Consider the following 13,470-nt stretch of genomic DNA (forward strand, 5'->3'; position numbering starts at 1 on the left):
CCCTTTCATTTGCTGAAAGCCAGGAGGCGCTTCGCCATGAACCACATTTATCGACTCTGCTGGAACCGCTCGCTGTGCGCCTGGGTTCCGGCTTCCGAACTGGCGAAGAGCAAAGGCGCCGGCACAAGCCGCAGCCGCGGCGGCGCGGTGGTGCGCGTACCGTTGATGCTTTCGCTATTGTCGGCGTCGCTGGGCATGAGCGGTTTCGCCTGGGCGGGCAATGCGCCCACGGGCGGCCAGATCGTGAGCGGCTCGGGCCAGATCACGCAATCCGGCAACGTCACCACCATCCAGCAGGACAGCCAGACGCTCTCGATCAACTGGCAGAACTTCGGCATCGGCGCCAGCCAGACGGTCGACTTCCTGCAGCCGGGCAGCAGCTCCATCGCAGTCAACCGCGTCCTTGGCAACACCGCCAGCGACATCGAAGGCCACCTCAACGCCAACGGCCAGGTGTGGCTGATCAATCCCAACGGAGTGCTGTTCGGCAAGGACGCGCAGGTGAACGTGGGCGGCATCGTCGCCTCCACGCTGGATCTCGACAGCGGCACGCCGGGCACCGGCAACGTGCACTTCGCCGGCAACGGTCGCGGCAGCGTGGTCAACCTGGGCAGCATCACCGTCACGCCGGGCGGTTACGCGGCGCTGCTGGGCAATTCCGTCTCCAACCAGGGCGTGATCCGCGCGCAGCTGGGCACGGTGGCGTTGGCCGGCGGCACCGCGATGACGCTGACCTTCGCCGACAACCACCTGATGCGCCTGGTGGTGGATGCCAACACCGTTCGAAGCCTCGTCGAGAACCGCCAGCTGATCGTCGCCGACGGCGGCAATGTGCTGATGACGGCGGGCGCGCGCAACTCGCTGATCGACAGCGCGGTCAACAACACCGGCACGGTGCAGGCGCAAACCGTGGCCGAGCACAACGGCACCATCACCTTGCTGGGCGGCATGGATGCGGGCACGGTGAACGTGGGCGGCAGGCTGGACGCCAGCGCGCCGAACGGCGGCGATGGCGGCTTCATAGAAACTTCCGGCGCGCAGGCCCATATCGCCAATGACGCCGCCATCACCACCAGGGCGACCAGCGGCAAGACCGGCGAGTGGCTGGTCGATCCCACCGACTTCACCATCGCCGCCAGCGGCGGCGACATCACCGGCAGCCAGCTTTCCAGCGAACTCGCCAGCAGCAGCATCACGCTGAGCAGCGCGGATGGCGCCAGCGGGACATCCGGCAACGTCAACGTCGACGACGCGGTGTCGTGGAGTGCCGCAAACACGCTCACGCTGACCGCAAGCAACAACGTCGTCATCAACAGCGGCGGCTCCATCGCCAATACGAACGCCGGCGGCAAGACGGTGTTGCAGGCGGGCAACGCCTTCGTCAACAACGTCGGCGCTTCGGCGTTGAGCGGCAACTGGGCGATCTACAGCTCCAGCCCCACGGCCACGGGCGCCAATCTGGGCGGCCTCGCGCCTGCTTTCATCCAGTACAACGCCACGACGGGCACCACGCCCGCAGCCAGCGGCAACGGCGTGTTCTACAGCACCAGGCCCGTGCTCTCGGTCACCGGCCTCAGCGGCACCGTGACAAAGAGCTACGACGGCACCGCCACCGCGCCGCTCGCCGGCAGCAACTTCACCGACTCCGGCCTGATCAACGGCGACACCATCGGTTCGACCTCGGGTACATACAGCCAGTCCGACGTGGGCACCAGCCTCACGGTGACCTCGCCGTCGTCCATCAACGGTTTCAACATCGTCAACGGCAGCATCCCGGTTTACGGCTACACCTTGTCCGGCACGGGCAAGACGACCACCGGTTCGATCACCGCGGCGCAGTTGTACGCCACCATCGTCGGCGACCCCACCAAGGTCTACGACGGCACCACCACCGCACCGCTGGCTTCGTCGAACTACTACATCACCGGTCTTGCCACGGGGCAGAGCATCACGGTGAACCAGCCCAGTTCGGTGGGCTACGCCAGCGCCGACGTCAATACCAACGGCGGCACGACCCAGAATGGCGGCCTGGTGGCGGTCGGCGCCACGTTCGCCAGCACCAACTTCGCGGCCGGTTCGGGCACCAAGCTTTCCAACTACGTCCTGCCTGCAGCCACGTCGATCACGTCCGCCGCGCTCGCTGTGGACTCGACAGCCGGCTATGGCACGATCACGCCCGCGCCGGTTTACCTGAGCGGCGTGCAGGTCACCAGCAAGACCTACGACGCCAGCACCAGCGATGCGCTGAACATCAGCAACGCCAGCATTTACGGCGTGGTCAACGGCGACAACGTCACGCTCGACACGAGCGGCGCCATCGGCAACTTCGCCAACCCCGATGCCGGCAACAACCTCGCTGTTGCCCTCAGCGGCTTCACCCTGACGGGCAGCAACGCCACCAAGGTCGCCGACTACGCGCTGATCGCGCCGACCAACCTCACCGCCGACATCTACCAGAAGGCGCTCACCGTTGCCGGTGTAACCGCAACCGACAAGGTGTACGACGGCACGACTGCCGACGCCCTGGGTACCGGCAACGCCGTACTCAGCGGTTTCGTGAATGCCGCAGACCAGGCGTCGACGACGCTGTCCACGGGTTCGGCCGCCGGCACATTCAGCCAGGCAGACGTAGGCAACGGCCTCGCAGTGGCCGTCAGCGGCCTGGCCGTCAACAACAGCAACTACACCGTGACCCAGCCGACGGGCCTTGTCGCGAACATCACGCCGGCGTCGCTGAGCATCGCGTTCAGCGGCAGCGCCGACAAGATCTACGACGGCACCAGCTACGCGACGCTGCCCACGGGCGACTTCACGGTCACGGGCATGGTGGGCGGCCAGACGGTGTCGGTGAACCAGGCTCCGGCGGTCTATACCGACAGCAACGGCGTCCAGCAGTCCAACGTGGGCAGCTACACGGCCGCCGCCACGCTGCAGTCGTCGGACCTCAACTTCGCCAGCGGCGCCAAGGCCGGCAACTACATCTTCAACACCTCCGTCAGCGGCGCCGGCGACATCACGCCAGCGCCGCTGACGGTAACCATCACCGGCAACCCCACCCGCACGTATGACGGCGCCAGCGACACGTCAGCCACGCTGGGCGCCGGCAACTACACGCTGAACGGCCTGATCTCGGGGCAAAGCATCACGCTGAGCGGACCCTTCACAGGCAATTACTACGACACGACCAACGCCGCCGCTCCGGGCGCGCCGAGCTACGAAGGCAACGCCGGCACCTGGGGCGTGGTGTCCACCCTCGACAACAGCACCACCAGCGGCAACTACGTGGCAGGCAGCGGCACCTCGCTATCCAACTACATCCTGCCGGCCACGGCGCTCGGCTACGGCACCATCACGCCCGCAGGGTTGACCGGCCAGCTCGTCACGGGAGCCAGCGGCAGCAAGGTCTACGACGGCACCAGCACGATCGCCGTCACCGGGTCGAGCATCACCGCTCCAGGCTCGGTTCCGTTGGGAAATGCGGTTCTCGTGCTCGGCGGCGTGCAGTCCGGCGACAGCGGCATGACGCTTTCCACGAATCTCACCGGCGTTTTCGCCAGCGCCAACGTCGGCTCGCAGCCGCTCGGCGTCAGCGGGATCGCGGCGGCGGACTTCACCTGCACCGGCTGCTCCGCCAACTGGCAGAACAACTACACCTTCCCGGAAAGCGTCACCGGTACCGGCACCATCCTTGCCAAACAGCTGTACATCTCGCTCACCGGCATCACCAAGCAGTACGACGGCAATACCACGGTGCTGCCGCTCGGCAACGGCAACTTCACCGTCTACGGCTATGTCAACAACGACTCCAGCGGTACGCAGGACAGCGGCTGGGTCGGTGGCCAGGGCGCAACCATCACCCCCACGGCCTCGTTCGCCTATGCCTCGCCGAACGTGGTTCGCGACACCAACGGCAACGTGGTCGGCAACGCGATCGGCGTGACCGGCACACTCACGCAGAACAACTACACGCCCGTCAACGGCAACACGCTGTTGAGCAACTACCAGCTGGTCTACAACGTGAGCGGGATGGGCAGCATCACTCCGGCGCCGCTGTACGTCGACGGCGTGTACGCGCAGGACAAGATCTACGACGGCGGCACGGGCGCGCTGGTCAACATCGGCAACGGCCAACTGGCCGGCCTTGCCGACGTGGACAAGAACGCCGGCAACATCACGCTGAGCGTCGGCAACTCCGCCAGCAGCACGGCCGACGGCATCAGCAGCAGCACGGGGGGCACCATCGTCCCCAACAGCAACGGCAGCTTTACCGCCACCGGCTCGCCCGTGGGCGGCACGTTTGCGAGTGCGAACGCGGGCAATGGCCAGGTGGTGGCCACCACCTTCACCCTTGGCGGCAGTTCGGCTGGAAACTACAGCCTGGTGACACCTGCTCTCACGGCCAACATCACGCCGCGCCCCTTGGCGGTTACGGGCATCTCGGCCAATGCCAAGGCCTACGACGGCACCACTTCAGCCACCTTTACCTTCACCACGCCTACCTTCAGCCAGGCCAGTGGCAGCGGCGCGTCGGTCAGCGGCCTGCTGGCGCAGGATGCGGGCAACGTTTCGCTGAACCAGGGCAGCGGCACGGGCAGCTTTGCCACGGCCAACGCCAACACGGATCCGGGCGGCGCCTACCTGTCGCCCAACGGTCAGCCCATTGCGGTGACCGCCAGCGGCTTCACGTTGAACGGCGGTGCGGCCGGCAATTACGTCCTGGCCCAGCCCACGGGCCTCAGCGCCGACATCGCGCAGGCGCAAATTTCCGCCAGCCTCACCGGCAACATCGCCAAGGCGTACGACGGCACGTCGACCATCACCATTCCCGCGGCCGACTACGGCACCAGCGGTTGGGTGAACGGCCAGGGCGGTACGATCACCCAGACGCAGTCAGGGTATTACGGCGCCCCGAACAGCCCGCAATCCAACGTCGGCACCTACGACGTCACCGCCAACCTGGTTTCCTCCGACTGGACGCCGAACGCCGGCACGTCGCTCTCGAACTACGCATTGCCCTCGCAGGTGGTCGGCAACCTGATCGGCACCATCACGCCGCTGGCGCTGAACCTCAGCGCCACGCGCGTATACGACGCCACCGCCAACATCTACGCCAGCATTTCCGGCAACGTCACCAACGCCGACAACAGCAACGTGTTCGGAACGTTGAACGGCATCAACGGCGACCAGTTCACCGTGACCGGCACGGGTGCGACATCGGCCAAGGACGTCGGCACTTATACGGGTACCGGCGCAAGCGGCAGTCCCACCAGCGGCCAGGGCTTCAACCTCGGCACGCTGGCCCTGGTCGCCGTCGGCGGCGCCAATGCCGGCAACTACACCCTGGTCGGCGGCACGGACTCGTATATCGTCACCCAGGCGCCGTTGAACGTCACCGGCGCGACGGTCGCTTCGAAGGTCTACAACGCCAGCACCGCCGCGACGGTGACCGGCGCGACGGTGACGCAGGGCAACGCGGCGGGCGACGTGCTGGGCAGCGACGTCGTCACGGTGAGCAACGGCAACATCGCCGGAACGTTTGCGTCGGCCAACGCGAACGCGGGCCTGACGGGCACCGCCGCCACGCCCACGGCGGTCACCATCGACAGCGCGGACATCACCGGCACCGACGCGATGGACTACCGCATCGTCCAACCCGCGGGCCTGGCCGGCACCATCAATCAGGCGCCGGTCACCATCGCGGGCGTGCGCCAGTACGACGGTACGAATGCTGCGGCCGCCACCGGTTCCACCTGGACGATCTCCGGTCTTGTGGGCAGCCAGACGCTCAAGGTGAATGCGGGTACCGGTACGGTAAGCGGCTCGAACAGCCCGAATGTGGGTACGTACACCGATGCGGCAGCCACGTTCGGCGTCGGCAGCCTGAGCCTGGGCAACGGCACGAACGGCGGCCTGGCCGGCAACTACGCGATCGCCGCGACCGGCAACCAGTTCCAGATCACACCCTATACGATCGACTTCACCGGTTCGAGCACATACACCGGCAGCACCACGGTCGGTGTCGGCGCCGGCAACTTCTTCAATGGTGCCCATGCCGTCGCCAGCAACGGCGCCTTCGCCACCGGCGTGAACGGAGAGACGCTGGATCTCGTTGGCCCCTACACGCTGGCGAACGGCGGCAATGCCGGCACCAACGGCACGGGCGCCAACAATCTGACCCTCGCGGCGGGTACCGGCAGCGCCGGCAACTACCAGATCGGCACCGTCACCTACACGGTCAACCCGTACGTGCTCAGCTTCAGCGGCACCCGCACTTACGACGGTACCGCAAGCGTCGATTCGGGCGGTCTCGTCGATACGACCGCCGGCAGCGCCACGGCAGGTACCGCCACGTTCAGCGGCCTCAACGGCGACACGTTCACGGTGGGCGGTGGGGGCTCGCTGAGCAGCGCAAAGGCCGGCAGCTACGGCAGTTCCTCCACGGCGAGCGGTGTCGGCGGCACGCCGTCAAGCACGACGCAGATCGGCGTCACCGGGCTGACGTTGAATGCCACCGGCGCGAATGCAGGTACGGAGAAGATCAGCAACTACACCCTGGTGGGTGGCAGCGACACCTACGACATCAGCAAGGCAACGGTCACCCTCACGGGCGTTCGCCAGTACGACGGAACCACGGGCGCGAATGGCAGCGGCAACCTCATTTCCAGCGCCTCCGGCGCGTGTGCCGCCGGCAGCACGTGCTGGGTGGTCAACGGCATCGTCAACACCGACCAGACCGGCCTGAGCGTGAACGGCAGCGACGCGCTGTCGGGTGCGGACGTCGGCACCTACGACAATGCCGGCACCGGCGGCCGCACGTTCACCTCAACCGGGCTGAGCCTCGGCGGCAGCGCCGCCGGCAACTACACGCTGGCCACCTCGGGCAACCAGTTCGTCGTCGACCCATACGTGGTCGACCTCACCGGCACGCGCGTGTACGACGGCACGACCGCCGCCAATGCGGGCGTGCTCGGAAACCAGACGGGCGTGACCGCCCAGGACGGCACGATCATCGGCGTGAACGGCGAAACGCTGTCGTTGACGGGTTCGGGTGTGCTGGCGGGCAAGGACGTGAACGGCGGCACGCCGTACACCGGCACGGGCGTGAGCGGGGCCACCAGCGGCGCCGGCTTCAACCTCGACAGCCTGGGCCTGGCCAGCGGCACCGGCAACGCGAGCAACTACACGCTGGCAGGTGGCAGCGACTCGCTGGTGCTGACGCCGAAGACCATCGCCGTGAACGCTACGGCGGCGAACAAGGTGTACGACGGCACCAACACCGCGACGGTGACCTCGCTTACCAGCGGCGGGGTGATTTCCGGCGACACGGTGACCTTCGCCGATGGCGGCGCGACGTTCTCCGATGCGAACGCGGCGAACGGCAAGACGGTGACGGTGACCGGCATCGCCGCGGGCGGTACGGATGCGGGCGACTACGCGCTGGGCAGTACCAAGGCCACGACGACGGCAAACATCACGCCGTACGTGCTCGGCTTCAATGGCGCGCGGCAATACGACGGCAGCGCGAACGTCGATGGCAGCGACCTCGGCACGCTGACCGGCCTGGGCGGCGACCAGTTCATCGTGAGCGGCCAGGGCACGGCGTCGAGCGCGAACGCGAACACCTACACGGCCGGCAGTCCCGCGGGCACGCCTGCAGGCGGCCAGCAGATCGGCGTGAACGGGCTGACGCTGGCCGCCGCCGGCAGCAACGCGGGTACGGAGCTGACCAGCAACTACACGCTGGAAGGTGCGCCGACGAACGGCCAGACGGACTCGTACACGATCACGCCCTACGTGATCGACCTCACCGGCACGCGCGTGTACGACGGCACGACCGCCGCCAATGCGGGCGTGCTCGGAAACCAGACGGGCGTGACCGCCCAGGACGGCACGATCATCGGCGTGAACGGCGAAACGCTGTCGTTGACGGGTTCGGGTGTGCTGGCGGGCAAGGACGTGAACGGCGGCACGCCGTACACCGGCACGGGCGTGAGCGGGGCCACCGGCGGCGCCGGTTTCAACCTCGACAGCCTGGGCCTGGCCAGCGGCACCGGCAGCGCGAGCAACTACACGCTGTTAGGTGGCAGCGACTCGCTGGTGCTGACGCCGAAGACCATCGCCGTGAACGCCACGGCGGCGAACAAGGTGTACGACGACACCAACACCGCGACGGTGACCTCGCTCACCAGCGGCGGGGTGATTTCCGGCGACACGGTGACCTTCTCCAACAGCGGCGGCACGGCGACTTTTGCCAGTCCGAACGTGGCCTATGACACCAACGGCAACGTGACCTCACAGGCGGTGGCAGTGACGGGGATCGCCATCCTGGCGGGTGGCGACTCCGGCGACTATCAGCTGAGCGGAAGCACGGCGAACACCACGGCCAGCATCACGCCCTTGACGCTGAACCTGACCGGTTCGCGTACATACGACGCAACCACGAACATCTACAGCGACGGCACGAGCGGCGGCAGCTTCGGCACCATCACCGGCCTCAATGGCGACACGTTCACGCTGAGCGGCGAAGGTTCCACATCCGGCAAGGACGTGAACAACCGGACGCCGTATACGGGCACGGGTGCAAGCGGCAGTCCCAGCAGCGGCCAGGGCTTCAACCTCGGCACGCTGGGTTTGGTCGCCGCCGGCAGCGCCGGTGCGGGCACCGACCTTGCCGGCAACTACACCCTGGCGGGCGGCACGGATTCGTACACGATCACGCCGGCCACGCTGACCGTCGTCGGCACCACAGTCAACAGCAAGGCCTACGACGGCACCACCGCCGCGACCCTGAGCGGCGCGACCCTGAGCGGCGTGCTGGGCAGCGACGGCGTCGCCCTGGGCAACGACACCGGCGGCAGCTTCGCCACGCCGAACGCGGGCCGGAACATCGGCGTGACCGCAAGCACCATGACGATCGGCGGCGTCGACGCTGGCGACTACACGCTGGTGCAGCCCACGGGCCTCAGCGGCACGATCACGCCGAGGGTGCTCGACCTGACCGGTTCGCGCACGTACGACGCAACCACGAACATCTACAGCGACGGCACAAGCGGCGGCAGCTTCGGCACCATCACCGGCCTCAATGGCGACACGTTCACGCTGAGCGGCGAAGGTTCCACATCCGGCAAGGACGTGAACAACCGGACGTCGTATACGGGCACGGGTGCAAGCGGCAGTCCCAGCAGCGGCCAGGGCTTCAACCTCGGCACGCTGGGTTTGGTCGCCGCCGGCAGCGCCGGTGCGGGCACCGACCTTTCCGGCAACTACACCCTGGTGGGCGGCACGGATTCGTACACGATCACGCCGGCCACGCTGACCGTCGCCGGCACCACAGTCAACAGCAAGGCCTACGACGGCACCACCGCCGCGACCCTGAGCGGCGCGACCCTGAGCGGCGTGCTGGGCAGCGACGGCGTCGCCCTGGGCAACGACACCGGCGGCAGCTTCGCCACGCCGAACGCGGGCCGGAACATCGGCGTGACCGCAGGTACCATGACGATCGGCGGCGCCGACGCCGGCGACTACACGCTGGTGCAACCCACGGGCCTCAGCGGCACGATTGCGCCGAGGGTGCTGAACCTCACGGGCCAGCGCGTATACGACGGCAACACCGACGCCGGTGCCGACCTGTTCGGCAACAACGGCGTGCTCACCGGCATGAACGGCGAGTCGCTGACGCTGGGCGGCACCGGCACATTGTCGACCAAGAACGCCGGTACGCAGCAGCCGTTCGGCGGCAATGGCCTGAACGGGTTCACGCTGACCGGCAACGGTTCGGCGCTGGCCAGCAACTACACCTTGGTGGGCGGCACGGATTGGGTGACCATCACGCCGCTGACCATCGCCGTAGATGCCTCCGGCCAGGACAAGACCTACGACGGCACCACGACGGCGGGCGTCACGCTGGGCAGCTCCGGCGTGCTGGCCGGTGACACGGTGAACTTCAACGACGGCGCGGCCGACTTCAACTCGCCCGACGCGGGCGGCAACGTGGGCATCTCGGTCAGCGGGATCACGGCAAGCGGCGCCGATGCGGGCAACTACGTGTTCAACACCGCGGCCAGCACCAGCGCCACCATCAGCCCGTATGTGCTCAACCTCGCGGGTCAGCGCGTGTACGACGCGACCACCCATGCCTACGGCGGCGATTTCGGCACGGTCGCCGGCCTAGACGGCGACACGTTTACCGTGGAGGGCACGGGGTCGCTGACCAGCAAGAACGTGGGTACCTACACGGGCACCGGCGGTTCGAGCTTCGCGCTCGGCAACCTGGCGCTGGTGGCCGGCGGCGCGCATGCGGCGACGGAGTTGACCCGCAACTACACGCTGGTCGGCGGTGCGGATTCATACGCGATCACGCCGGCCACGCTCACCGTCGTCGGCACCACGGTGGCCACCAAGACCTATGACGGCAACACCATGGCAAGCCTGAGCGGCTCGACCCTGAGCGGGGTGCTGGGCGGCGACAGCGTCACGCTGGGCGACGCCAGCGTCGGCACGTTCGCCTCGGCGAATGCAGGCACGGAGGGTGTCGCCACCGGCATGGCGATCGGCGGTGCCGGTGCGGGCAACTACATCCTCGCGCAGCCCACGGGCCTGCGCGGCACCATCGATCCGTACGTGCTGGACCTTGGCGGCACGCGCGTGTACGACGGCACGCCGAATGCGGCGGCCGGCCTGTTCGGCCGCAACGGCGCGCTGTCCGGCATCGACGGGCAGACGGTGCTCCTGGGCGGCACGGGGCAGGTGGTCGACAAGAACGTCGGTGCCGGCAAGCCCTTCATCAGCCTGGGCTCGCTGGCGCTGTCCGATGGCGCCAACGGCGGCCTGGCCGGCAACTACACCCTGGTCGGTGGCGTCGATACGCTCAGCATCACGCCCAAGACCATCGTGGTCGACGCCACCGGCACCAACAAGATGTACAGCGGCACCACGCCGGACGCGGTGAAGCTGGACAGCGCCGGCATGGTGGCGGGCGACTCGGTGCAGTTCGTCTACGAAGCGGCCAGCTTCTCCGATCCCAATATCGGCAACAACAAGCCGGTCATGGTTACTGGCGTGCAGCTGAGCGGGGCAGACGCAGGCAACTACCTGTTGGCGAGCCCGACCGTGTACACCGAAGCCGACATCACCGGCGCCCGGGCATCGGCGTTCGGGATCAGCAGCGGCACGCTCGCCAGCGTGAACCGCGTGCCGGGTCCGACGGAACTCGCCACGCCTTACGGGCTCGCCCCGCAGGAAACCGTGGGTGCCTTCACCGGCAACAAGAAGCGGCTGCATCACCCGGTGGAACGCAACGTGTCGCGCGGCGATTTCACTTCCGGCCTGGCCCTGAAGGTGATCGACGGCGGCGTGCGCGAACCCGTGATGGCGCTGCCATGAGGGAACCGGACCGCAGGTTCCGCACGATCCGCTTCCCTTCAGTCAATCATCTTCGAATGAAACCCATGCATACCAAGACCTTCCCCGTAGCGCGCTTCGGCACGCTGGCCGCCATGATGTCGCTGGCGTTGTCCGGCGTGACGCATGCCCAATCGGCGCCCGCCGGCATCCCCGGCACCGGTGGCATCAGCAGCGGCATGTTGCTGCAGCAGGTGCAACAGCAGCCTTCGACGGTGCCGCCGTCCGACCTCGACCTGCACATGCTGCATTCGAAAAAGCAGCCTGCTGCCGATTCGCGGGCGTTCATGGTCAAGCGCATCCAGATCACCGGCAACACCTTGCTGCCCGATGAGCGCCTGCGTTCGCTGGTCATCGGTTATGAAGGCAAGATGTTGACGCTGGGCGATCTCGGCGACCTGTCCGACAGCATCAGCACAGCCTACCTGCGTGCCGGCTATCCGCTGGTGCGCGTGTACGTGCCGGCGCAGACCCTTGCCGACGGCGTGGTGAAGCTGGCGGTGGTCGAGGCGCGCTATGGCAAGGTGGCGTTGCAAAACCAGAGCGCCGTCAAGGACGGTCCGCTGCAGTCCACTCTGGCGCCGCTGCAGCCAGGCCAGCCGGTATCGAACTACGCGCTGGAACGCAGCCTGCTGCTGCTGTCGGACATCCCCGGCGCGCAGGTCAGCTCCGCGATCAGGCCAGGCGACGAGCCAGGCACGTCGGATCTCGTGGTAGGCGTGACCTCGGCGCCGCGCTACACCGGCACGCTCGGCGTGGACGACTACGGCAGCGAATACACCGGCCGTGCGCGCGCCACTGGCAGCTTCGACGTGAACGGCCTGCTGCACGAGGGCGACCTGCTCGACTTCAGCGCGGCCAGCTCGGGTGGCGGCATGAATTATTTCCAGGGCGGCTATCGCTACCTGCTGAACGGGCAGGGCACCACGCTGCGCGCCGGCGTGTCGTCGCTGCACTACAACCTGGGCGGCCGGCTCTCGCCACTGGACGCGGACGGTTCCGCGCTGGTGGGCAGCCTGACGCTGACCCAGCCCATCGTGCGCAACACAGCAGCCAACCTGTACGGCCAGATCGAGTTCGACCACAAGCTGTTGAAGGACGACATCGGCCTCGTCGGCATCGACACCGATCGCCGGGCCAACGTGTGGGTGGCCACGCTGGCCGGCGACGAGCGCGATGCGCGAGGCATCACTAACTACAGCCTCGGCATGTCGCACGGCGACATCGACTACACCAACGGTCTCGCCAACCTCATCGACTACATCACCGCGCGCACCCGGGGTTCGTACAACAAGTACACCTTCTCACTGTCCCGCCTGCAGAAGCTGGGCGACAACGACGCGCTGTACGCGGGCTTCACCCAGCAGTGGGCGAGCAAGAATCTCGATACGTCCGAGCAGTTCTTCCTCGGCGGCCCCAATACCGTGCGTGGCTACGACGTGGGCGTGCTGGCCGGTTCGCAGGGCAACCTGTTCTCGCTGGAATACCGCCACGACTTCACCATCCCCGGCATGGCGGGACAGTGGCAGGCCAGGCTGTTCGGCGACACCGGCCGCCTGACGGTCTACAAGGACACGTTCGAGCGGGGCATCAACAGCGGCCGTCTCAGCAGCGCCGGCGTCGGCCTGAACTGGACGGGGCCGCACAACTGGACCGCCTCGGCTTCGGTAGCCAGGCCCATCGGCGACACACCGGACATCCTGCCCAACGCGGACACCAAGACCCGTCTGTGGGTGCAGGTGATGAAGGGTTTCGACTGATGGCTCAATACCTCTCCCCCCGCTTGCCTGGGAGAGAGATACGAAGCTTCCACGCATGGTTACCTTTCCCGCAGCCGGGTAGGCCCACTTAGGGATGGTCTGAATAAGTCCACTGCGGTCTGGAGAAGGGTGCCCTTGTGGGAGCGACTTCAGTCGCGATCGCATAGCAGCGCGCTGCGCCGTCTGACTGTGCATCGAGCCGCTGCAACGCCGGGATGCTGCAGGCCGCTGCCGCGGCCATCGCGACTGAAGTCGCTCCCACGATGCAGGCCACGGCCGGTGTGTACCTTTCTCCGGAACGCAGGGACGT

Annotated in this window: 2 protein-coding genes; both read left to right on the forward strand. The window is 67.3% G+C overall.

Translation table 11 applies throughout. The annotated features are described in order from the left end of the window. The first annotated feature begins 36 nt into the window (after window positions 1–36). Complete coding sequence (locus tag ACFPPB_RS08510; protein WP_377326298.1) at window positions 37–11,382, forward strand: YDG domain-containing protein; 11,346 nt, start codon at window positions 37–39, stop codon at window positions 11,380–11,382. A 65-nt stretch (window positions 11,383–11,447) separates the two neighbouring features. Then, complete coding sequence (locus ACFPPB_RS08515; RefSeq protein WP_377326300.1) at window positions 11,448–13,160, forward strand: ShlB/FhaC/HecB family hemolysin secretion/activation protein; 1,713 nt, start codon at window positions 11,448–11,450, stop codon at window positions 13,158–13,160. The last annotated feature ends 310 nt before the right edge of the window (window positions 13,161–13,470 follow it).

This window comes from Rhodanobacter terrae (genome assembly GCF_042657005.1).
GTDB classification, from domain to species: domain Bacteria; phylum Pseudomonadota; class Gammaproteobacteria; order Xanthomonadales; family Rhodanobacteraceae; genus Rhodanobacter; species Rhodanobacter terrae.